22 protein-coding genes are annotated in these 22,818 nt (G+C 59.7%); 15 read left to right on the top strand and 7 right to left on the bottom strand.

Features of this window, described 5'->3' with window-relative positions:
• Positions 1–33: 33 nt before the first annotated feature.
• The 6 genes from D0N36_RS08115 to D0N36_RS08095 all read left to right on the top strand — a co-directional run bounded on the left by D0N36_RS08115 (position 34) and on the right by D0N36_RS08095 (position 8,135).
• Positions 34–1,236, top strand: coding sequence for an OmpA family protein (locus D0N36_RS08115; protein ID WP_190242579.1), 1,203 nt, complete (start codon positions 34–36; stop codon positions 1,234–1,236).
• Between the two features lie 65 nt (positions 1,237–1,301).
• The gene (locus D0N36_RS08110; protein ID WP_242478839.1) at positions 1,302–2,063 is read left to right on the top strand and encodes a virulence RhuM family protein; all 762 of its coding nucleotides are present in this window, start codon (positions 1,302–1,304) and stop codon (positions 2,061–2,063) included.
• Positions 2,060–2,278: a Fic family protein gene (locus D0N36_RS19565; protein WP_242478838.1), complete on the top strand. Its 219-nt coding sequence runs from the start codon at positions 2,060–2,062 to the stop codon at positions 2,276–2,278. The genes D0N36_RS08110 and D0N36_RS19565 overlap by 4 nt, the downstream gene beginning before the upstream one ends.
• 176 nt (positions 2,279–2,454) lie before the next feature.
• Entirely contained in the window at positions 2,455–5,904 is a 3,450-nt protein-coding gene (locus tag D0N36_RS08105) for a pyruvate carboxylase (RefSeq protein ID WP_116940899.1), read from the top strand.
• A 65-nt stretch (positions 5,905–5,969) separates the two neighbouring features.
• Entirely contained in the window at positions 5,970–6,692 is a 723-nt protein-coding gene (locus D0N36_RS08100) for a hypothetical protein (protein WP_147320797.1), read from the top strand.
• Positions 6,693–6,794: 102 nt separating this feature from the next.
• Positions 6,795–8,135 carry a M20/M25/M40 family metallo-hydrolase gene (locus D0N36_RS08095; RefSeq protein WP_116940897.1) on the top strand — a complete coding sequence of 447 codons (1,341 nt, stop codon included), beginning with the start codon at positions 6,795–6,797 and terminating at the stop codon, positions 8,133–8,135.
• 28 nt (positions 8,136–8,163) lie between these two features.
• On the opposite strand, the gene D0N36_RS08090 is transcribed toward D0N36_RS08095, so the two are convergent.
• Positions 8,164–9,027, bottom strand: a complete 864-nt coding sequence (locus D0N36_RS08090; protein ID WP_116940896.1) for a transporter — start codon at positions 9,025–9,027, stop codon at positions 8,164–8,166.
• Between the two features lie 184 nt (positions 9,028–9,211).
• On the bottom strand, positions 9,212–11,683 hold the full coding sequence (locus D0N36_RS08085; protein ID WP_116940895.1) for a M1 family metallopeptidase: 2,472 nt from the start codon (positions 11,681–11,683) through the stop codon (positions 9,212–9,214).
• Between the two features lie 294 nt (positions 11,684–11,977).
• On the opposite strand from D0N36_RS08085, the gene D0N36_RS08080 reads away from it, so the two are divergent.
• Positions 11,978–12,853 (top strand): alpha/beta hydrolase, encoded by an 876-nt coding sequence (locus D0N36_RS08080; RefSeq protein ID WP_116940894.1) that lies wholly within the window; start codon positions 11,978–11,980, stop codon positions 12,851–12,853.
• A 357-nt stretch (positions 12,854–13,210) separates the two neighbouring features.
• On the opposite strand, the gene D0N36_RS08075 is transcribed toward D0N36_RS08080, so the two are convergent.
• On the bottom strand, positions 13,211–13,552 hold the full coding sequence (locus D0N36_RS08075) for a tetratricopeptide repeat protein (protein ID WP_116940893.1): 342 nt from the start codon (positions 13,550–13,552) through the stop codon (positions 13,211–13,213).
• 72 nt (positions 13,553–13,624) lie between these two features.
• Between D0N36_RS08075 and D0N36_RS08070 the strand changes: the two genes are divergently transcribed.
• From D0N36_RS08070 to D0N36_RS08055, 4 genes are all read left to right on the top strand, one after another.
• A complete protein-coding gene (locus D0N36_RS08070) occupies positions 13,625–14,365 on the top strand; it encodes an electron transfer flavoprotein subunit beta/FixA family protein (protein ID WP_116940892.1) in 741 nt (246 codons plus the stop codon).
• A gap of 111 nt (positions 14,366–14,476) precedes the next feature.
• A complete protein-coding gene (locus D0N36_RS08065; protein ID WP_116940891.1) occupies positions 14,477–15,454 on the top strand; it encodes an electron transfer flavoprotein subunit alpha/FixB family protein in 978 nt (325 codons plus the stop codon).
• 108 nt (positions 15,455–15,562) lie between these two features.
• A complete protein-coding gene (locus D0N36_RS08060) occupies positions 15,563–16,195 on the top strand; it encodes a bifunctional nuclease family protein (RefSeq protein ID WP_116940890.1) in 633 nt (210 codons plus the stop codon).
• 124 nt (positions 16,196–16,319) lie between these two features.
• Complete coding sequence (locus tag D0N36_RS08055) at positions 16,320–16,868, top strand: YfiT family bacillithiol transferase (RefSeq protein WP_116940889.1); 549 nt, start codon at positions 16,320–16,322, stop codon at positions 16,866–16,868.
• A gap of 175 nt (positions 16,869–17,043) precedes the next feature.
• Here the strand turns inward: D0N36_RS08055 and D0N36_RS08050 are convergent, their stop codons facing one another.
• Complete coding sequence (locus D0N36_RS08050; RefSeq protein WP_116940888.1) at positions 17,044–17,829, bottom strand: ABC transporter ATP-binding protein; 786 nt, start codon at positions 17,827–17,829, stop codon at positions 17,044–17,046.
• Positions 17,830–17,938: 109 nt separating this feature from the next.
• Entirely contained in the window at positions 17,939–18,670 is a 732-nt protein-coding gene (locus D0N36_RS08045) for an MlaE family ABC transporter permease (RefSeq protein WP_116940887.1), read from the bottom strand.
• A 117-nt stretch (positions 18,671–18,787) separates the two neighbouring features.
• On the opposite strand from D0N36_RS08045, the gene D0N36_RS08040 reads away from it, so the two are divergent.
• Complete coding sequence (locus D0N36_RS08040; protein ID WP_116940886.1) at positions 18,788–19,498, top strand: SDR family oxidoreductase; 711 nt, start codon at positions 18,788–18,790, stop codon at positions 19,496–19,498.
• Here D0N36_RS08040 and D0N36_RS08035 read toward each other — a convergent pair.
• Both D0N36_RS08035 and D0N36_RS08030 read right to left on the bottom strand, forming a co-directional pair.
• Positions 19,493–19,933: a hypothetical protein gene (locus D0N36_RS08035; RefSeq protein ID WP_116940885.1), complete on the bottom strand. Its 441-nt coding sequence runs from the start codon at positions 19,931–19,933 to the stop codon at positions 19,493–19,495. The two genes, D0N36_RS08040 and D0N36_RS08035, sit on opposite strands and share 6 nt — an antisense overlap.
• 16 nt (positions 19,934–19,949) lie before the next feature.
• Entirely contained in the window at positions 19,950–20,708 is a 759-nt protein-coding gene (locus D0N36_RS08030) for a GIN domain-containing protein (protein ID WP_190242578.1), read from the bottom strand.
• Between the two features lie 37 nt (positions 20,709–20,745).
• On the opposite strand from D0N36_RS08030, the gene D0N36_RS08025 reads away from it, so the two are divergent.
• The 3 genes from D0N36_RS08025 (at position 20,746) to D0N36_RS08015 (ending at position 22,816) form a co-directional block, all read left to right on the top strand.
• Positions 20,746–21,441 (top strand): SDR family oxidoreductase, encoded by a 696-nt coding sequence (locus tag D0N36_RS08025; protein WP_116940883.1) that lies wholly within the window; start codon positions 20,746–20,748, stop codon positions 21,439–21,441.
• A 142-nt stretch (positions 21,442–21,583) separates the two neighbouring features.
• Entirely contained in the window at positions 21,584–22,492 is a 909-nt protein-coding gene (gldA, locus tag D0N36_RS08020) for a gliding motility-associated ABC transporter ATP-binding subunit GldA (RefSeq protein ID WP_116940882.1), read from the top strand.
• 9 nt (positions 22,493–22,501) lie between these two features.
• Entirely contained in the window at positions 22,502–22,816 is a 315-nt protein-coding gene (locus tag D0N36_RS08015) for a hypothetical protein (RefSeq protein ID WP_116940881.1), read from the top strand.
• The last annotated feature ends 2 nt before the right edge of the window (positions 22,817–22,818 follow it).

The raw sequence follows: 22,818 nt of genomic DNA, 5'->3' as shown, positions 1-22,818 counted from the left end.
TCATTCGCTTATCACAGAGCTAAAATCATGCTTATGAAACGCTTTTCCGCTTCCCTGCTGCTATTACTGGTGATTGTGCTTGGTTCATCGGCACCCGGCGTGGCCCAGGAGTTGGTGGGCATTGTTGGCAACGTGATGGCACCCAACAATCAGGCCCTCGAAAAGGCATCGGTGCTGGTCGTTTACGGGCCCACCCAGGCCCGCACCACTGCCACCACCGACGAAGCTGGCAACTTCGCCTTCAAAGGCCTGTTGGTAGGCGGCCCTTACTCAGTACAGGTCAGTCAGACCGGCTTCCAGCCCCAGAAAATCGAAAATATCTTCCTGCTGGCAGGCAAAACGGCCAACGGTACGTTCGTGCTTTTTCCCGAGGAAAAAGGGCCGAACCAAACTCCCAACCGCGACTATCTGACCTATATCCAGCAGTGCCGCATCATTCCGCCAGGCGACGCGGTAACTGCGGCGCTGCCACCAACTGCACCCGCTACCCCAGCAGCCCGCTCGACAGCCGTGAGCCGCCCGCCGGCCGTGGCTCGGCCGGCGGCTACCCCGGTGGCTGCTACTACGCGCCCGCGGCCGGCCGTTGCTCCACCAGTTGCTACGCCACCACCAGCTATGCCACCGGCCGCACCCAGGCGTGATGTGGCGGCAGCCCGGCCCCGGACGTCCTACCAGCCGGGGAGTCGCCGGGCGGGCAGCATTGCCCCGCCTCCGGTAGATGGCCACTACGACGTCAAATCGGGCTACTATATCTACCATACCGGTGCGCCCACCACGCTGCGCCTGCCCAACGGGCAGCAGCTACGCAGCGTGGGTAGCCAATCCACCGAAAGTCAGCTTCATCAGTTCCTCAACAACCCTCGGCAACAGATTGATACGGTGGACCGCACCCGTGGCTGGATCAGCTTCGACCGGGTGTTTTTCACGACCGGCCAAGCTACGCTCACGCCCGAATCGAGGCACCAGCTGAAAAACATTGCGCTGATGATGCAAAGCTATCCGCAGGCCCGCCTCAAAATAGGCGGCTACACCGACAGCGTGGGCACTTACAAGATGAACCGCGAGTTGAGCGAAGCCCGCGCCCGCACTGCCTGGACTGCTCTGGTGGAAATGGGCGTGAGCCCGTCGCGCCTCGAAGCCCGCGGCTATGGCCCCAACTACCCGATGGCCTCAAACCAGACGCCCGCGGGTCGCGCCATGAACCGCCGCCTGAGCCTGCGGGTGCTTACCAAGTAAGTTTGAGGAGCAACTGGAATGCAATACCTTAAGGCGCTGCCCTACCAACCCACTGCCTCGTTTTCATGGACTCCTCTCCTGGCGTTTTACTCTACCAATCGGCCGACGGCCTTACCCGCCTCGACGTGCAGCTGCAGCAAGAAACCGTCTGGCTCAGCCAGATGCAGATGGCTGAGTTATTTGGGCGCGACCAAAGTGTTATCAGTCGCCACTTGCGTAATGTTTTCCAGACTGGTGAACTGGAAGAGGAAAGCAATATGCAAAAAATGCATATTGCTTTTTCCGATAAACCCGTGGCTTATTACAACCTCGACGTTATCATCTCAGTCGGGTACCGGGTAAATTCCCGCCAGGGAACCCAGTTCAGGCAGTGGGCTACGCGGACGCTGCGCGAGTTTCTGGTGGAGGGATTCGTGCTGAATGAGCAGCGGCTGCGTGAGGATGCCCGCCAGCTGCGGGAGTTGAAGCGGCTGCTGGCCTTGCAGGGCGAAATAGTAGCGAATCAGGAACTCACGCCCGACCAAAGCACGGCCCTGCTGCGGGTGCTCAGCGACTACGCCCGTGCCCTCGACGTGCTCGACCAGTACGACCACCAGCGCCTGCGCGTCGCAGCTACCTCGCCCGATACTACCTTTGAGCTAACCTATGAGGCCGCCATGCGGGCCGTAGACGGCTTGCGGCAGCAGTTCGGCGGCAGCATGTTATTCGGGCGGGAGAAGGACAAGTCGTTCGAAAGCTCGGTGCGCACGATTTACCAAAGGTTCGCGGGCGAGGAACTCTACCCGAGCGTGGAGGAAAAGCGGCCAACCTGCTCTATTTTGTCGTGAAGAACCATTCGTTTTCTGACGGCAATAAACGCATTGCGGCCTTCCTGTTTGTCTGGTTCATGGACAAAAACGGCTGCCTCTACAAACCCGACGGCTCGCGCCGCCTCGCCGACAACGCCCTGGTGGCCCTCACGCTGCTTATTGCTGAGAGCAGGCCCGAAGACAAAGACGTAATGGTAACGCTGGTGGTAAACCTGATCAACCGCGAAAACTAACTAGCTGTGAGCTCGAAGCCCGCCCGAAGGCCCTGCCGGTGGCGCTCTTGGATGGGTAGGACGGGCATGGCGGGGTATCAAAAATTTCGCTATCAGCAAAAATTCGCTAACGTTTTCCGCTGCGTTCCGTAGCTTGCGGCATCTTCTCCCGCGTTCCTGTTTTCTTACTGCCTCACATGAATATCCGTCGATTACTGGTCGCCAACCGCGGCGAAATTGCCATCCGCGTGCTGCGGGCCGCCACCGAACTGGGCATCCGCACCGTAGCTATCTACACCTACGAAGACCGCTACTCGCTGCACCGCTACAAGGCCGACGAAGCCTACCAGGTGGGCCGCGACGACGATCCGCTCAAGCCCTACCTCGACATTGAAGGCATCATCCGCACGGCCAAGGAAAACCAGGTCGACGCCATTCATCCCGGCTACGGTTTTCTGAGTGAAAACGCCACGCTGGCCCGCCGCTGCCGCGAGGAAGGCATCATCTTCGTTGGGCCCCGGCCGGAAGTGATGGAGGCGCTCGGCGACAAGGTGGCCGCAAAGCGCGTGGCCGTGGAATGCGGCGTGCCCATAATCGAAAGCAGCGAGCAGGACCTAACCGACCTCGATGTGGCCCTGGTGGAAGCCCACCGTATCGGCTACCCGGTGATGCTGAAGGCCGCCTCGGGTGGCGGCGGGCGCGGCATGCGCGTCATTCGCGACGATGAGGAGTTGGAGCGCGGCTTCTTCGAGGCCCGCAACGAGGCGTTGAAGGCTTTCGGCGACGACACAGTGTTTCTGGAGCGGTTCGTGGAGAACCCCAAGCACATTGAGGTGCAGCTGGTGGCCGACAACTACGGCGGCCTCACGCACCTCTACGAGCGCGACTGCTCGGTGCAGCGCCGCTACCAGAAAGTGGTGGAAGTAGCCCCCTCGCTGCACCTGACGCCCGAAATGCGCGAGCAGCTCTATGAGTACGCCCTGCGCCTGGGCCGGGCCGTGAGCTACAATAACGTGGGTACCGTCGAGTTTCTGGTGAACCCTGAGCTCAACCGCATCTACTTCATCGAGGTGAACCCGCGCATCCAGGTCGAGCACACCGTAACGGAGATGATTACGGGCATCGACCTCATCAAAACTCAGCTTCACGTGGCGGCCGGCTACCGGCTCACCGACCCCGAAATCAACCTCGGGCCGGGCGTGGTGCCGATGAAAAACGGCTACGCAATTCAGTGCCGCATCACCACCGAAAACCCCGAGCAGGATTTCAAGCCTGATTACGGCACCATTACGGCTTACCGCTCGGCGGGCGGCTTCGGCATCCGCCTCGACCAGGGCTCGGTGTACAGCGGCGTACGGGTGTCGCCGTTTTTCGATTCGCTGCTCGTGAAAGTGTCGACGCAGGCGCCCACGCTGGCCGATGCGGCCCAGAAGATGGCCCGCACCCTCGACGAGTTCCGGATCCGCGGGGTGAGTACCAATATTCAGTTTCTGCAGAATATCATTGCCCACCCGGTTTTCATGGCCGGCGAGGCCAATGTCGACTTCATCAAGGAGCATCCCGAGCTGTTCCGCTTCGAGCAGCGCCGCGACCGGGCTACCCGTATGCTGCGCTTTCTGGGGGATGTGATTGTGAACGGTCACCCCGACGTAGCCGGCAGTCTCGACCCCAAAAAGGAGCTGCGCAAGCCCCGCCTGCCCGAGTCGGACCCCAGTGGCCCGCCGCCCGCCGGCACCAAGCAGCTGCTCACCGAGCTGGGTCCCGAGGGTTTTTCCAAGTGGCTGCGCGCCGACCCGCAAATCCACTACACCGACACCACACTGCGCGACGCCCACCAGAGCCTGCTGGCCACCCGCATGCGCACCTTCGACATGCTGAAGGTGGCCGGCCGCTACGCCCACGAGCACCCGCAAACCTTCTCGCTGGAGTGCTGGGGCGGCGCTACGTTCGATGTGGCGCTGCGCTTTCTGCACGAAGACCCGTGGGAGCGGCTTGCCAAACTGCGCGCCGCCGTGCCCAATATCCTGCTGCAGATGCTCATTCGGGGCGCCAACGGCGTGGGCTACAAGGCCTACCCCGACAACCTGACCGAGCGGTTCGTGCAGCAGGCCGCCGAAACCGGTATCGACGTATTCCGCATCTTCGATTCGCTGAACTGGATGCCGGGCATGGAAGCCTGCATCAACTTCGTGCGCACCAAAACCGACCGGCTCGCCGAGGCCAGCATTTGCTACACCGGCGACCTGCTCGACGTGAGCCGCCACCAGAAGTACAACCTCGACTACTACCTGCGCCTGGCCCGCCAGATTGAGGACGCCGGCGCGCACATCCTCTGCATCAAGGACATGGCCGGCCTGCTCAAGCCCTACGCCGCCCAGGAACTGATTACGGCCTTGCGCGACACGGTCAGCCTGCCCATTCACCTGCATACCCACGACACCAGCAGCCTGCAGCCCGCCACGTACCTGAAGGCGGTAGAAGCCGGCGTGAACGTCATCGACGTGGCTCTAGGCTCGTTGTCGGGCCTCACGTCGCAGCCCAACTTCAACTCGGTGGTGGAGATGCTGCGCGGCCAGCCCCGGCACCGCGAGTTCAACCAGAAGTCGCTCAACGAGTTTTCGACTTACTGGGAAACGGTGCGCGAGTACTACTACCCATTCGAGTCGGGCCTGAAGGCGGGTACTTCGGAAGTATTCCAGCACGAAATTCCGGGCGGGCAGTACTCCAATCTGCGCCCCCAGGCGGCGGCTTTAGGTTTGCTCGACAAGTTTGAAACCGTGAAAACAACCTTCGCTGACGTCAACCAGCTCTTCGGCGACATTGTGAAGGTGACGCCGTCGTCGAAAGTGGTCGGCGACATGGCCCTGTTCTTAGTGTCGAATGATCTGACCACCGCCGACGTGCTGGAAAAGGGCGAAACGCTCAACTTCCCCGAGTCGGTGCGTCAGCTGTTCCGCGGCGACATTGGTCAGCCCGAAGGCGGCTGGCCCGCCGATGTGCAGGCCGTGGTGCTCAAAGGCGAACCCGCCTTCACCGACCGGCCCAACGAGCACCTGGCTCCGATTGATTTCGAGCAGGAGCAAGCCAATTTCAAGGAGAAATTTGAGGTCGAAGGCAAGTTCACCGACGTGCTCTCATGGTTGCTGTACCCCAAGGTGTTCGAGCAGTACTGGGACTTTCGCCAGCAGTACGGCGACGTATCGGTGGTGCCCACGCCGGTGTTCTACTACGGCCTGCAGCCAGGCGCGGAAACGCTCATCGAAATTGCCCGCGGCAAGAGTATCATCGTGGGCCTGCAGAGCATCGGGCCGGTAGATGAGGACGGCAACCGCACGCTGTTCTTCACCCTCAACGGCCAGACCCGCAACCTCAAAATCCGCGACCGGTCGGTGGAGGTCAAGCGCATTCTAAACACCAAGGCCGACAAGACCAACCCCCGTCAGTTGGGCGCGCCGTTGCAGGGCCTGCTGAGCCGGGTGCTGGTGAAAAGCGGCGAGCAGGTGCGCAAGAACACGCCCCTGTTCATCATCGAAGCCATGAAGATGGAAACCACTATAACTGCCCCCGACGACAACACCGTGCAGTCGGTAAACCTGGCCGAAGGCACGCTGGTAAACGCCGATGATTTAGTGCTGACGTTGGGGTAGAGGAGTTGCAGTATGACATGGAAAATCTGTAGCTTTAGCTGTCTTATTACTTCCGCCTTTCAGCCATGAACCATCGAAGCATTATGCTGCTGGTGTGCCTGGCACCCTTGGGTGCCGCTGCTCAGCAGACTGCTGAGCAAACCGGGCAAGCCGCTCAAATGAACCTGAATGCGCTTGCCACAGGCATTCCGGCAGTGCTGCCCCACAACAGTTCAGAAGGGCTGAATGGCTCTCCTTACCTCGAACCGCGCTGGCTGATGGCCCGCCTGCGCACCAGTGCCAGCAAGCCGCTGGCTCCGGTAGCCCTTAAGTATGACGTGCTGGCCCAGCGGCTGCTGATGCGTCCGGACGCAGCCCGCACCGATTCCCTTCAACTGGACGACCAGCTGGTCGTGGGCTTCGAGTTGAATGCGCCAGCTACCGCCACTGCCCCGGCACGTATCCGTCACTTCCGTCGCTTTACCGAGACAGCCGACCGTCAGCAGCAGGGCGAGTATGTGGAGGTACTGCATGAGGGCCGCTACACGCTTCTCAAGCGTTACACCAAGCAGTTTGTACCAGCAAAAGAACCTCAGGCATACAGTTACGGCCCACGTCTCGACCAGATACGGGATCAAAATCAGTACTTCCTGCTGCGTCCTGATAAAACGCTTGTGCCCCTGAAGCTAACGCTGAAAACGCTGCAGGCTGCTGCCCCCGAGCTGGCCCTAAAAACGGTGCCTGGGGCCACCAAAGCCAGCACCGATGTGGAGTGGGCCGCAGTGCTGGCCGCTGCCGAAAAGAAATAGCGGTTGAGCGGTGATGGCTACCAAGCCGGAGTAAAAGCGTAAGTAAATAGGGAGCCCGCGCCGGATTATATTAAATCCGCGCGGGGCTCCCTATTTTGCGTCATGTATAAAGCTATTGCTCTCGTTCTGCTGCTGGGGCTTGCCGGCCGCCCTGTACTCGCTCAGAAGAAACCCCTCAAGCTTCCTGTGGCGCCTGGCGTGGCTGCTGCTACGGTGGAGCGGGTAATCAGGACGCTGGCGGCCGATGATATGCAGGGCCGGGCCTCCGGAAAGCCCGGTGCCGAGAAGGCAGCCAATTTTCTGGCGGCCGAGTTTCAGCGTATTGGCCTGGAGCCGTTGCCGGGTCTGCCGGGGTTCTCGCAGTCGTTTCCGGTGTATGAGGCCCGCACCAAGGCCATGCTGGTTTCGGTGGGCGGAACGGTGGTGCCGGCCGGCCGGTTTGTGCTGGTTTCGGGCCAGCCCAAGCTCAACTGGATGCACTACGATGAGCCCGCGCCCCGCATCGTAACAATCGGGCCCAAGGATAACCTGATGAAGGAAATCCGGCCTCTGCTCAACCCCCAGGTTAATACCATTGTATTTGTCGATACGACTCAGAAGGCAGCGTTTAAGCGGGTTGCCAGTTTTCTGGAACGCGGAGGACTTCGGCCCGATAAGCCCGCGCCTTTTTCTACGCTGCTCGTGCTGGGCACCGCACCGGCCGGCCCGCTTAAGTTTCTGGTAACGGCCACCACCGATATCCGCACGGTAGAGCTGCGCAATGTGGTGGGTGTACTGCCGGGCCTGGATGAAAAACGCGAGAACGAGCGGGTCATATTCAGTGCCCACTACGACCACATCGGCATCTTGCCTGCCTTGGCCGGCGACTCTATTGCCAACGGAGCCGACGACGATGCCAGCGGTACGACGGCCGTAGTGGCCTTGGCCGAATACTTCAAGCAGCAGCGCAGTAATGCCCGCCCGCTGCTGTTCGTGGCCTTCGTGGCCGAAGAAATCGGGGGCTTCGGAGCCGGCCACTTTGCCCGCCAGCTAGACCCCGCGCAGGTAGTGGCCATGTTTAATATCGAAATGATTGGTAAGCAGGCCAAATTCGGCCCCAACTCCGCCTTCATTACGGGCTTCGATAAGTCTGATTTTGGACCGTTGCTTCAGCAGAATGCCAAGGGCACGGTGTTTCGGTTTGAGGCTGATCCGTACCCCGAGCAAAACCTGTTCTACCGCTCCGACAACGCCACGCTGGCCCGCCTGGGCGTGCCGGCCCACACCATCAGCACCGACCAGATTCCGACCGACAAGCTTTACCATTCCGTCAACGACGAAGTGGAAAGCCTCGACCTGCCCAACATGACGGCCGTTATTACGGCTATTGCCCGCGCTGCTGTGCCCATCATCAATGGCCAGCAAACGCCTACCCGCATTGCGGGCGAGGAAGCGAAAAAATAAAGGAGCAGGATACCGACTTTCGGTGCCTTTACTTGCCCAGTCGTGCGCTCAGGCCGGCACCAATGTTGAAGCCACCGGCCGCCGGTGTAAGGCCGTGGCCGGCGGTTACATCGAGGCGCAGGCCGGGTAGGGGGCGGTAATAAAGCCCCGAGCTAAGGCCCGGCCGCCACCCCCGCTGGCGTTGCCAGGTAGCGTAGGTTTCGGCCAGAAATCCGAAGTGGGTACCTGCCCCGAGCGGGCCGTTGAGCGCCAGCGTTGTCAGGTATTCGCCTTGCTTGGTGCCCTCGGCCTTAAAGCCCCGCTGCCGAAACCCGAAGTTGCCTTCGAGCCCGAACCGCTGCCCCAGCTGCTGCGAGAGCAACAGGCGGGCACCGGGCTCCAGCTGCTTGCCCGCAAAGCTGGCGTCGCCGTTGCGCAGGTTCATATCGAGGAGTACTACTACCTGCGAGCGGGCGTTTTGCGTGCTGGAAGCCAGGAATTTAGCTCCTACATTGAGTGGCGCAAATCCGGCCGGTCCGACAGAGGGGGCGGTGGGCACATCACCCGGCCGGCGACTGGCAACCGGGTCGGGTAGGTAGTTCTGGGTGGCGCGCAGCTCGATGTGGTTGAAAAAGCCCACCCGGAGCGTGTTACCCCACACCTGGCGGCCGGCATAGCCTACGCTACTGCCATCGTTGTAGCGCGTCAGGCTGGTTTCCAGCTGAAACTGGCCGGGGTACAGCATGTTGGTGGTAATCGTTTGCCCGGGCCGGTCGGGGCGAATGAGGCGCACAAAAGGCGACTCCATATTAGGGTTGAACTCGGCATCGGCGGCGGCCGACTGGGCCAGGGTGCGAACCGGGGCCGCCAATAAAAGCAACGCTCCGGTAGTCAGCAAAGTGGTTTTACGCATGGCAGCCAAGACGCCCACCAGCCATAAATGGTTCCGCCCGTTAGTGCTTAGTTATTAGCACTTTGTGTTAATTTTATAGTGGTTTGTGCTCAGCTGATAATCCCTTGATTAAACGCCTAAAAAAAGAAAGTCTCCACCGTGGTTGCGGTGGGGACTTTCGCATACAGCGCTAAACGCTAAACTGCTACTGGGCAGCTTTAATGGCTTCTTCTGCTGCCTGCACAACGGCCTGCTGGTCGGCTGGCTTGCCCTGCTTCACCTTTGCAAGCATAGCCAGGATGGGCTCGGCTACTCCGTACTGCTTGTACTGAATGGCCATTTTCTGAAGCCGGTCCACGCCTTCCCGTAGTATAGTAGGGTCGGAGAGGCGGGCCATGAAACCCACGAGGCTTTCCAGCATCTGAAACTGCGTCTGGGGGCCGGCGGCGTCGAACTGGTTGCGCACGTAGGACCAGTTGCTGGCGTCGCCGGCTTCGGCGTACACACTGGCAATGGCAGCGGCCACATCGGCTTTGGCACCTGCTTCCAGAGCCTTGGCGCGGGCCAGGGCCTGCTTAGGCTGCACAGCCGCCAGCCCCTGAAGCGCGGCCGCCTGCACGGCATACGACTGGCTGTTGAGCGACCTGGCAAACAGTTTCTCGTCCTTCTTGTCGCTAACGGCCGCCAGGGCCTGCAGCATAGCCGCTTGGTTGTTGGTGTTTTTCTCCTGAGCCAGCTGCTTCCGAATGAGTGGGGCAGCAGCTCTGGCTACTGCTTTATCATCGAGCTTGAGCGAACCCAGGGCGGCGCGGCGGATGAATTCGCTCTTGTCGCTGAGGGCTGCAAACAGCAGCTGGCGGGCAGCGGCATCGGTGGGCGGCAGGGCGGCAGCGGCGGCCACGGCCTCGCGCCGGTCTACGTAGCGCGGGGCGTTGCGGTACTGGTAGGCAAACTGGCCGAAGGGCTTGTTGTCCTGCTTCTGCCATAGCGTCACCTTGTCGGCGTCTACGTTCACGAGCTCGGGCTGGCTGGCAGCTGGCAGGCGGATGATTTCAGTGGCTTTGCGCAACACCACGTTGTGGCGGGTGGGCTTACCGTTCTGATACACGTCAATGGCCATCGGCAGCTCAAACATCTGGCCGGGCTGGGTTTGCTTGATGGTGATGACCTGCTCTTTGTTGAGCTGGTCGTAGTTGTAGTCGATGGAAACCATCGGGTGGCCCGCGCCGAAGTACCATTGGTTGAAGAACCAGTTCAGATCCTGGCCCGACACGGCCTCGAAAGCCAACCGTAGCTGATGGGCTTCGGCGGTGCCGAATTTGTTGTCGGTGAGGTATTTCTGCAGGCCCTTAAAGAACACCTCCTCGCCAAGGTGGTTGCGCAGCATGTTGAGGATCTGGCCGCCTTTCTGGTAGCTCACCAGATCGAACATGTCCTCCTTGTCGGTGTAGTGGAAGCGCACCAGGTTTTTCTGGGCGTCGCGGGGGCTGCGCAGGTAGTTGCGCATGTTCTGGTAGGCGTGGGCGTCGCCGGCCTCCTGGCCATACTTGTGCTCGGCCCACAGCGCCTCCGAGAAGTCGGCAAACGACTCGTTTACCGTCAGGTTGCTCCAGCTTTCGGCCGTTACCAGGTCGCCAAACCACTGGTGGAACAACTCGTGGGCAATAACCGACTCGCCCCGGTCGTACTCGGCATCCAGCGCCTCGCGGGCATCTTTGTGCAGAAAGTCGCCGTGCAGCGTGGCAGTGGTGTTTTCCATAGCCCCGCTCACGTAGTCGCGCACTACAATCTGCGAGTACTTGTTCCATGGGTAATCCACGCCGAGCTTCTTGGAGAAGAACTCGAGCATTTCGGGCGTGTTGCCGAAAATCTGCTTGGCGAAGGGCGCGTACTTAGGCTCGAGGTAGTAGTTCACTTCCTTGCCCCGCCAGATATCCTTGGTAATCCGGAAGTCACCTACGGCCATCATAAACAGGTAAGGCGCGTGGGGCAGCTCCATTTTCCAGGTGTCGGTGCGGGTGCCGTCGGCGTTGGTTTTCTGGCTGGCCAGCGCCCCATTGCTCAGTGTCACGTACTTCGCGGGTACGGTCATGGCAATTTCCTGGGTCGTTTTCTGGTTGGTGGCATCAATGGTTGGAAACCACACCGACGAGGCTTCCGTCTCGCCCTGGGTCCAGATTTGCACCGGCTTGCCGGCTACGCTGCTATCGGGGTTGATGAAATACAGGCCCTTGGCATCGGTGATGGCGGCGCTGCCCTTCACTTTCAGCTCATCGGGCTTGGCCACATACTCGATGTACACGGTGTAGTCCTGGCCAGCGGGGTAGGTTTTGTCGAGCTGGATGTGGAGCTCCTGACCGGTGTTTTTGAAGGTAAGTGCTTTGGCATCACCCTGGCCTACCATCGTCACCGAGCCAATATCCATGCCTTTGGCATCGAGGCGCAACGAGTCGGTGGGGTAGGCGTGGGGCTGCAGCGTAAGCCACTCCTTACCGATGAGCTGGCGCTTGGCATAGTCGAAGCGCACATCGAGCTTAGTATGCACCAGGCTGTTGATTTTGGTGCGTGAGGCGCGGTAGGCCGCCAGAGCCACCGAATCGGGACGGGCGGGGCCTTGCTGGGCCAGGGCCGGCGTGGCAAATAGCAGCCCAAGAGCCAGCAGGAAAGGTTTGTTCATGATAATATGAAGGAAGAAGAATGTTGGTGCTAGTTGCAAACTTTTCGGCACAGATGCACAGCCGGCGCAGGAGTTCCCATAGAGGCGTAAAGCGGCGGTAAGGTTGCTCCGCACAGCACTGGAGCAATGCTGCGGCTGGTGCGCTCCGGGGCAGAGCCGGCGAGGTGGACCCTGACGGCGACGTAGCAGTGGCTGCCGGCCCGGCAGGCCAGGCGGGGCCAATGGCAGGAATGGGAAAAGCAGGAGGGGGGATAATCCGTACTTTCAGGAAAAAGCTAATCTGTTTCTAAACGTATGAAAACTCTTCGCCTGCTGGCGGGCCTGCTGCTGCTGACCTCCTTTACAGCCCACGCGGCCCGCGTCGATACGCTCGATATTGCCAGCGCGGCCATGCAGCGCAGCTACCGGGCAGCCGTGGTAGTGCCGGCCAGCTACACCAAAAACAAGAAGGCCCGCTATCCGGTGCTCTACCTACTGCACGGCGCCTACGGCCACTTTGCCGACTGGACCACCAGAACGCCCGACAAAACTCTGCTCCACCGCCTCGCCGACCAGTACAACCTGCTTATCGTAACACCCGAGGGCGAAACGTTCAGCTTCTACCTCGACTCGCCGGTAAATCCGGCCAGCCAGTTCGAAACCTACATTACCCGGGAGGTAGTCGGTAAAATTGACCAGACGTACCGCACGGTAGCCCGCAAAGAGGGCCGCGTAATTACGGGACTTTCGATGGGCGGACACGGAGCACTGTACCTGTCGGCGCGGCACCCAGAGCTGTTCGCGGCGGCCGGCAGCATGAGCGGCGCCCTCGATCTGAGTATCACCAACCGCAAGCTAAATCCGCAGGAAGCCCAGCAACGCCAGAGTCTGTTCGATCCTATTCTTGGTCCGGAAGGCCCCGCTCCCAGCGTTTATAGCGCCAATTCGGTGGTGAACATGGCCGATAAGCTTCTTGCCAACGGCCTGCCCCTCATCATCGACTGCGGCGTAGATGACTTTCTCATCGATATCAACCGCGAAGTCCACCGCCGCCTCGTGTACAACCATACCCCCCACGACTACATCGAGCGGCCCGGCGCCCACACCTGGGCGTACTGGCAGAATGCACTGCCGTATCAGGTACTTTTCTTTCAGAAAGTGCTGGAAGCAGGAGGCGTGGCGGTGAAGTAACCTTTGTGGAGCAGAACGCCGCGTATTTCCCCCTCCCTGCGCACCCTGGAGTTCCTGCGGCCGCTTCGTTGCGGCATAACATCTGGTAGAGATATTTCGACAAGCGGACCCCAGATAGCGTATGACCTTTTTGGTAGCATCAAAAGCCTCTTAGCTAACCTGCGTCTATCAGCACGTTGTAGGGGCGGGGCTTGCCCCCGCCCGCCGTCAGAACGATGCGCTGAGCGAATATTTGAGGCCCTGCAAATCTCGTTGCAACGGCGGGCGGGGACAACCCGCCCCTACAGCGTGCTGATAGACGCATGGCGTCGCTTGGGTTTTCTAAGGGTCCAATCCACACGCTCTAACCACCAGTCATTAGTCCTCATCCTCATAATCGAGGCCCAGCAGTTGGTTTAGAGCCTGCTGAATTTCGCTGGCGGCGTGCATCTGACCATCTTTGCGGGCTACGCGCAGGCCCTTCTGGTAAACTTTTTCGGCTTCGTCGGGCTTTTGCAGGTGCTGCAGCATCTTGCCGGCGTGGTAGTACGTACCCACGTAGTCGGGGTGCTGGTCAAGCAGCGTCTGGTAGTAGCGCATGGCCGTTTCGGGTTCCGTTTCGCGGTACTCGGTTGCCAGCGCATAGATGGTAAACGCGTCGGTGGGGTCGTCTTCGTAAAAGGCCAGAAGTTGTTGCAAACGGCTCGGCGCGGTTTCCATAGGGCAGGAGTTTTGAGTATCTTCGCCCAAATTTGACACTTTCTTTAGTTTCTTCCATATAAGCAGCCGTAGATGAAGTTTCTCGTTTGCATCAGCAACGTACCCGACACGACCACCAAAATCACCTTCACGCCCGATAACAAGGAGTTCAATAAGGCCGGGGTGCAGTTCGTGATTAACCCTTGGGACGAATACGCCCTCACCCGCGCCATCGAGCTGAAAGAAGCTCAGGGCGCCGGTACCGTTACCGTGCTCAATGTGGGCGAAGCCGACACCGAGCCCAACATCCGGAAGGCCCTGGCCATTGGCGCCGACGACGCTATCCGCGTGAATGCGCACCCTAAGGACGCCTTCTTCGTGGCCAAGCAGATTGCCGCCGTTGCCAAAGATGGTGGCTACGACGTCATCCTGATGGGCAAGGAAAGCATTGATTACAACGGTTTTCAGGTACACGGTATGGTGGGCGAGCTGCTCGGCATCCCGACGGTAGCCCCAGCCATGAAGCTCGATATGAGCGGTAACACGGCCACCCTGGAGCGCGAAATCGAAGGCGGCAAGGAAATAGTGGAGGTGAATGCGCCTTTCGTGGCTTCCTGCCAGCAGCCCATGTGTGAGCCCCGCATTCCCAATATGCGTGGCATCATGACGGCCCGCACCAAGCCGCTGAAGGTAGTAGAGGCCACTGCGGATGCTGCCCGCACCGAGGTGGAGACATTCGCGCTGCCCCCTGCCAAGCAGGGCGTCAAGCTCATCCCGGCCGAAAATGCCGGCGAGCTGATCCGGCTGCTTCGTAATGAGGCGAAAGTAATCTAGTTTGTAGAGCTCAGATGTTAAAGACTGGAGCTGAGTCAATTATGACAATATGCAACCAGTTTTTAACGTAAGAATCTAAGCTCCAGGTACTAACATCTAAGCGCTAAAATAATGTCTGTATTAGTAGTTGTTGAGTGTGACGGCGGCGAGGTAAAGAAGTCCTCGCTGGAGGTGGCTTCCTATGGCAGCCAGGTGGCCCAGATGCTGGGCACCACCGCCACGGCTATTGCCGTGGGTGAGGTTACCGAGGCCAACCTGGCCCTGCTCGGCGAGCAGGGCATCAGCAAGGTGTTGTACGACGCTGAGCCCCGTCTCAAGGATTTCGTAAACGGAGCCTACACCAAGCTCATTGCCGCGGCTGCCCAGAAAGAGGAAGCCAAGGTGATTGTGCTGGCCAACTCCAACATCGGCGCCGCTGTAGGTTCGCGCCTCTCCATCCGCCTCGAAGCCAGCATTGCCACCAACGTAGTAGAGCTGCCCAAAACCGATGGTGGCAAGTTCGTGGTAAAGCGCGGTGCCTTCTCGGGCAAAGCCTTCGCCGATGTAGAGCTGGCCGGTGACCGGAAAATTATTGCTGTCAAGAAGAACTCGATTGAGGCCCTGCACGAAGCCGGCAAAACGGCTCCGGTAGAGTCGTTCTCGGCCCAGCTGACGGACGCCGACTTCGCTGATGCCCCCAAGGAGGTTATCATGCAGGATCAGGCCGGCGGCGTGCTGCTGCCCGAGGCTGACCTCGTAGTATCGGGTGGCCGCGGCATGAAAGGCCCCGAAAACTGGAACCTCATTGAGGATCTGGCTAAAGCCCTTGGCGCAGCTACAGCCTGCTCCAAGCCCGTATCGGACGTTGACTGGCGCCCTCACCACGAGCACGTGGGCCAGACCGGCATCACCGTATCGCCTAATCTGTATATTGCCTGTGGCATTTCGGGCGCCATCCAGCACCTGGCCGGCGTCAATTCGAGCAAAGTCATCGTAGTCATCAACAAAGACCCCGAGGCTCCGTTCTTCAAGGCGGCCGATTATGGCATTGTGGGCGACGTATTCGACGTGCTGCCCAGGCTTACCGAGGCTGTAAAGCAATTAAACTAGCATAAGCGTGTGCTGAAGGCCGGGACGGAAGAAAACACGTTTCTTTCGTCCCGGCCTTCAGCACACGCTTCTGTCTGGTCCATCAGCACCATCACGAAGACTTCGCCAGTGAAAAAAATACCGCTCGAAATCCTGGGCCTCTCATCCAGCCAGTCGCAGTCGGGCTCGTTCGCGCTTATTCTGGGCGAGAAGACCGGCAACCGCCGCCTGCCCATTATTATCGGCATGTTCGAGGCGCAGAGCATTGCTATCCAGATTGAGAAAATCAGCCCCAACCGGCCGCTGACGCACGATTTGTTCCGCTCGTTTGCCGAGCAGGTGCACGTGGCCGTACTTGAGGTGGTGATTTCTGACCTCAAGGAAGGCGTGTTCTATTCCAAAATCGTGTGTTCCGACGGGGCCAGCACGTTCGAGCTGGATTCGCGGCCATCCGATGCCATTGCCATCGGCCTGCGCTTCGGAGTGCCCATTTTCACGGTAGAAAGCGTGCTCAGCGAAGCTGGCATCATCCTCTCCGACCTCGACGAAACCGATACCGACGACTCGGACGACGATGATGACGACGATGATACCGACACCGACACCGACAGCGACGAGCCCCGGGCTACCCCGCCGCCGCGCGAGCCCAGCGGCCAGGTGTCGCTCGACGAGCTGACCAAAATGCTGGCCCAGGCGCTGGAGCGCGAGGACTACGAGAAAGCGGCCAAAATCCGTGACGAGTTGAACAAGCGCGACGACTAAGCCCCGGCCACTGTGCCGCCCTGCAGTTAACTATTCAAAACCCCGCCCCAACGCTTTGTTCGGGTGGGGTTTTGCTTTGCTGCGTACCTTACCGACCATAACTGTACTCTCTTTTCCGGCTCTTATGCAAGATTTCGCTCCCGGTTCGCCCGACCTGCGCTACCCCATCGGCCAACCTGTGCTGCCCGACGCTCCGCTTGAGCAGGGCGCCCGCACGGCCTACATGGCCCATCTGGCCACGCTGCCCGACCTGGTGCGGGCCACTGTAGCCGGCCGCACGCCTGCCCAGCTCGACCAGCCCTACCGCCCCGGTGGCTGGACAATGCGCCAGTTGCTGCACCACCTGCCCGACTCGCACATGCAGGCGTACACGCGCTTCAAGCTGGCCCTCACCGAAGACAACCCCACCATCAGACCCTACGATGAGGCGGCCTGGGCCGAGCTACCCGATAGCACGGCCACGCCCCCGGCCGTGTCGCTGGCGCTACTGGAGGCGCTGCACATCCGCTGGGTACGGCTGCTGCGCCACCTCACCGACGAGCAGTGGCAGCGCACCTATTACCACCCCGATTCCGACCGCACCTTCACCCTCGACCAGGCCCTGGTGCTCTACTCCTGGCATGGCCGCCACCATCTGGCGCATTTGCGGGGCAATGAGCCAGTGACTGGTTAAACTGATGTGGTGGCGACTGAGAATAGAGAAAACCGCCCGTACAAAGCGTGAAGTGCCCGGTAAACACAAAGCCCCTGACGTATGAACGTCGGGGGCTTTGTGTTTACCGAGGTACTTTTGGGAGGTTACGCTTTCAGGGGTATGCCGGCTACAGGGTACAGCTGGCTCTGCGCTTCTACGGGTTCACCACGCCGCTGTGCGTTTCATCGTCGATGCGCTTGGCGGCGCGTACCAGGCTGCTGCTGAAGATGAACTCCTTAAGCTCGGGGACCTGAGCATTCAGGATTTCATCCTTGTTACCATCCCAGAGCTTGAGGCCTTTATACAGGAAGATGATATGGTCGCCGATTTCAATCACCGAGTTCATATCGTGGGTGATGATGACGGTGGTGATATTGTATTCGTAAGTGATTTCCTGGATGAGCTCATCAATTTTGAGACTCGTAAGCGGGTCGAGGCCGGAGTTGGGTTCGTCGCAGAACAGGTAAGTGCAGTTGGGCGCAATGGCGCGGGCAATGCCCACACGCTTCTTCATGCCGCCCGAAATTTCGGAGGGCATCTTCTCGCCCGCGTTTTCGAGCCCCACGCGCTTGAGGCAGAACTCTACCCGGTCGCGACGCTCTTCGCGGCTCATCTCGGGTGTCAGCATCTGCAGCGGGAACTCCACGTTCTTGGCTACCGTCATCGAGTCGAATAGCGCCGAGCCTTGGAACAGCATCCCAATTTTGCGCCGGATTTCCTGCCGCACCTGCACCTTGTTGTTGGAGAAAACGGTGCCGTCGAAGGTGATGCTGCCCAGATCGGGCTGCATGAGGCCTACCACACATTGTAGCAGCACCGATTTGCCGGTGCCCGAGCCACCGAGCAGCAGGTTGCATTTACCGGTTTCGAAGGTGCAGCTGATGCCCCTGAGCACCGGATTACCGTCGAAACTCTTTTCAATATTATGAATCTCAATCATACAAATCGGGAACTTGGGGGCTGGGAGTCGGAGGGCCTTGGATGCCGTTGCGGTTCTGCTCCGGTCTGAGCGTCGTTCCGGTTGCGAAGTTCCTACGCTCTGAAATCAGTTACAACAACACGGCCGCCAGCACGAAGTCGGCAATGAGAATGGCAATGATGGAATTATTTACGGCCGTGGTGCTGGCCGTTCCTACTTCGAGGGCGCCACCTTCGGTGTAGTACCCCTTGAAGGCCGAAATGGCCGACACCAAGAAGGCAAATACGACCGACTTGGTGAGGGCAAAGAAAATGTTGTAGGGAATAAAATCGGTTCGGATGCCTTCAATATACTCCTGGCCCGAGATGGAGCCAGTGAGCGAACCAGCCAGGTAACCACCGATGATGGACAGGGCCATGGCCAGAATCACGAGTAGCGGGAACATGAAGATGGCGCCCAGAATGCGTGGCAGCACCAGATAGGAGGCCGAGTTGATGCCCATCACTTCCAGCGCCGAAACTTGCTCGGTGATGCGCATGGTGCCCAGGCCGCCGGCAATGCTGGAGCCTACTTTACCGGCCAGCACGATGCTGGTAATGGTGGGAGCCAGCTCCAGAATTGTCATTTCGCGCACCATGTAGCCGATGGTACTCTTCGGAATGAGCGGGTTGGTGAGGTTGTAGGCAATCTGCACGCAGGTTACGGCCCCGATGAAGGCCGAGACAATGGCTACAATGAAAATAGAGTTCACCCCAATCGTCACGCACTCATCGATGGTGCGCTTCCAGAGCACGGCAAAGCGTTCTTTGCGCACGAGCATGCTCTGGATGAAAAGTAGAAACTGACCAAAAGATTTGACCATAAAAGGGAAAAACAGAAAGTAAAATCGGATACTTGTGCCGGGATACTGCGGGTCGGAAGCTCGGCCGCCAGCCGGTGCTGGTTTCCCTACGTAAAAACGGCTATGCTAAACAAAGGAATGCAAAAAAATATCGTCGTAACGGGCGGCACCAAAGGAATTGGGCGGGCGCTGGTGTTCCGCTTTCTGCGGGCCGGCTACCCGGTTGTTACCTGCGCCCGCTCGGCCGAGGGGTTGGCCGAGCTGCAAACCGCCGCCGCTGCCCTGGTACCCGGGGCGGTGCTGCACACTTACGCCGCCGACCTGAGCGAGCAACAGCAGACGCAGGCATTTACCGACTTCGTACAGGAGCAGGGGGCAGTGGCGGTACTCATCAACAATACGGGCGCTTTTATTCCCGGAAGGTTGCAGGATGAGCCCACCGACGGCTCGCAGCTACGCCAAATGCTGGCCGTGAACCTGCTCAGCGCCTACGACACGACGCTGGCGCTGCTGCCCGGCATGCTGGCGCAACGCGAAGGACACATCTTCAACATCTGCTCCACGGCCAGCATCACGGCCTACCCGAACGGTGGCTCCTACGGTATTGCCAAGCACGCGCTGCTGGGGTTCAACAAAAACCTGCGCGAAGAGCTGAAGGAAAGCGGCCTGCGGGTAACCGCCGTGCTGCCCGGCCCCACGCTCACGGCCAGCTGGGAAGGCGTCGACCTACCCGCTGAGCGATTCATTAAGGCCGAAGATGTGGCCGATGCCATTTTTGGCGTCTTCAGCCTCTCGGGGCAGGCTGTGGTAGAAGAGCTGCTGATTCGGCCCCAGTTGGGCGATTTATAGCGTGTTTGCGTGGGCTGGCCGGTGTATGTAGCGCATGTATACAAAGTCGAGCAGCACGGCCCACAGGCTCATCGTCAGCAAACTACTCAGCCACGGCAGCAGCGGCCGCCAGCCCAGCCCCAGCGCCGCCGCCCACAGGCCCAGGCTAAAGGCATAGCTCAGCTTGAGAACACCGAGGCGGGTTTTATTGGGTTTGCGGGCGAACCACGCTCCATAGAGCCCGACCAACGCCACGCTGCTGCCAACGAGTAGCTCCGTGCCTCCTGTCCAGTGCTGCACTTTAAACAGCAGCCCCAAAAACAGGCCCACTACCGCGCTGGCTACCGGAAAGGCAAATCGGCTGCGCCGCAGTTGTCCGTTCCAGATAACCCACAATAGCAGACCGTAAGCGGCTATGATCAGCAGGAGCTGCCAGGAAGGAGAGGAGATAAACATGACGGATCAGGCGCAGTTACTCGGGCCGAAGCTGGCCGCGGCCGGTAACAGCCAGACCGAGCGTTGTGGGAGCGGGCAGGGCGTAGAACACGGTGCCGGTGCCGGCATGGGCGCCTACCAGTAGCCGCGAGGAGCGGAGGCGGGCATTGCCGTCGCTGCCGGAGTTGGTTTGTAGGTACGCGTCGCGGAGCAGGAAATCCTGGGCGTAGAAGCTGCCGCTGCCGCCCAGCGTGTGGTGTAGCTCGTTGGCCGAGCCGGTCAGGTAAATATCGCCTAGCTCGTACTGGTCCATGTTTACGTAGCGGCTGATGAGGTGCAGGCGCATATCACCGGCCCCCACGAGGTGGGGCGAAATGGTATCCTGCCGAAATGGGCCTTCGGTGCGGATATCTGCCTGGCCGCGCAGAAACAGGTCGGTGAGCTGGGGCAGGTGCAGCGTGACTTCGCGGGGCGCGTCGTAGCGGCGCACCCAGTTGCAGCGGCTGCTGTTGCGCACCGTCAGCATGCCATCCGTTACTTCGAGGCGGATATCGTCCTGCAGGTTTTTGCCGGCCCGCACTTCGGCGTAGGTGGCCGTGTCCTGCACCAGCACAACGGTGATATTGTCGTAGGTGGTGAGCCGCTGGAACGGGGGCAGACTGCGGCGCTCAGTGATGATGTTGCCGGTGCTGGTGAAGCAGCCGGCTTCGTTGTCTTTTTGGCAGCCGGCCAGCGCGGTGGTGAGGGCCAGAACCACGGCTGCGCGCAAAACCCGGCCGGGGGCGCTACCTTGCATCTTCAAACGGAATCCCCACATTTTAGCACTTCGCGCGATGGATTTGAGCGGTAAGGTAGCCATTATCACAGGTGTCAGCAAAGGTATAGGGCTGGCCACCGTCGAGGCCCTGCTGGCCAAAGGTATGCACGTAGCCGGCTGGGGCCGCACCGCGCCCACCGATTTTCAGCACCCGCGCTTCCATTTCATCGAGTGCGATGTGCGCAACGAAAAGGCCGTGCAGAAGGCTTTCAAGGCTACCCAAAAGCAGCTGGGGGAGGAGGTGCATGTTCTGGTGAACAACGCCGGATTAGGAATTTCGGGGGCCGTTGACGGCTTTTCGGCCGATGACTGGCGCCTGATGTTCGATACCAATGTGCACGGCACCTTCTATTGCACTCAGGCCGTACTGCCTGCCATGAAAAAGCAGCAGTTGGGCCACATATTCAACATCAGCTCCATTGCCGGCACCACCGGCATCGAAAACATGGCCGGCTACTGCGCCAGCAAGTTCGCGGTGCGCGGCTTCTCGCAGTCATTGTTCAAGGAAGTGCGCAAGGATGGCATCAAGGTTACGTGCATCTACCCCGGCTCCACCCAAACCAACTTCTTCGACGACATCCCCGGCGTGGAAGCCAACGAAGGCATGATGCAGCCGAAGGACATTGCCGACACGATGGTGTACGCCCTGGAAACGCCGTTCAATTTCCATTTGGTGGATATTGAAATGCGCCCTTTGCAGCCGAAGAAGTAGGAATAATGGAAGCATGAAAAAGAACGTCATTCAGAGCGCAGCGAAGAATCTCGCATGCTGACGACGCAACTACAGTCGTTCAACGAACCCATGCGAGATTCTTCGCTGCGCTCTGAATGACGTTCCAACCAGCAACTGATACATGGTAGAAGTTCAGCACCTGACCAAAACCTTCGGCTCGCAAGCGGCTGTTGACGACATCAGCTTTTCGGTAGGCAAGGGGGAAATCCTGGGCTTTCTGGGGCCGAACGGGGCGGGTAAGTCCACGACCATGAAGATTGCGCTGGGCTACCTGCCGCCCTCGGCTGGGACCGTGGTGGTGGAAGGCTTCGACGTGCGCACGGCCCCGCTGGAAGTGCGCCGCCGGGTGGGCTACCTGCCCGAGCACAACCCGCTCTACCTCGATATGTATGTGCACGAATACCTCGAATTCATCGGGTCGGTGCACGGGCTGGGCGGCAGCAGCCTGCGCCAGCGGGTGCGCCAGCTGGTGGATAGGGTAGGGCTGGGTCGCGAGCAGAATAAGCTCATCGGGGCGCTCAGCAAGGGCTACCGCCAGCGCGTGGGTCTGGCCCAGGCGCTCATTCACGACCCCGGCGTGCTCATCCTCGACGAGCCCACCACCGGCCTCGACCCCAACCAAATCGGTGAAATCCGCCAGCTCATCCGCGAGCTGGGCCAGGACAAAACCGTCATCTTCAGCACCCACATCCTGCCCGAAGTAGCCGCCCTGTGCAGCCGTGCCGTTATCATCAGCCGCGGCCGCCTCGTGGCCGATTCGCCGGTGGCCGAATTGGGCGCCCGCGCCAAAGGCGAAACCATCATCCGCGCCGAGTTCGAGCAGCTAATTGATACGGCTCCGCTGCTGGCGCTGCCCGGCGTGCAGGCCGCCGACCTGGAAACCGGCACCACCTACCGCATCCGGGCTCGTGCCGGCACCGACCAACGTGGGGCGATTTCGCGCCTCGCCACCGCCCAGGGCTGGGTGCTGCTGGGTCTGCGGCAGGAAGAGCAGAGCTTGGAACAGGTGTTCGGGGAATTGACGCAGTAGTTGAGTTCTATGGAAGAGCTGAGTAGGGTCAAAAACTGGCTGGAGACAGGAAAACAAGTTGGTAAAACTTGCTCACTGATTGAAAACGAAAAAACCTACTGGGTATCTGTTGCGGTGCAGAAGTGGCAGGGAGAATATAAGTTATATGTTGATAAAACAGAAGAAACTAGAATGGGTAATTTTGAAGATTATGAGACAGAGCAAACTGCCAAAACCAAGCACTTCGAAGAAATTCAACAGCTGCTCAATGGTATGTGTTCCGTTGGTCTCCATGAATTAACTCCTCAAAAGGGTCAAAAAATATTTAACCCAGAAATTAATTAACC

Source organism: Hymenobacter lapidiphilus (assembly GCF_003417065.2).
In the GTDB taxonomy this organism is placed as follows: Bacteria; Bacteroidota; Bacteroidia; order Cytophagales; family Hymenobacteraceae; genus Hymenobacter.
The sequence above is the reverse complement of the archived record's forward strand: the minus strand, read 5'-3'. Positions and strand labels throughout refer to the sequence as shown.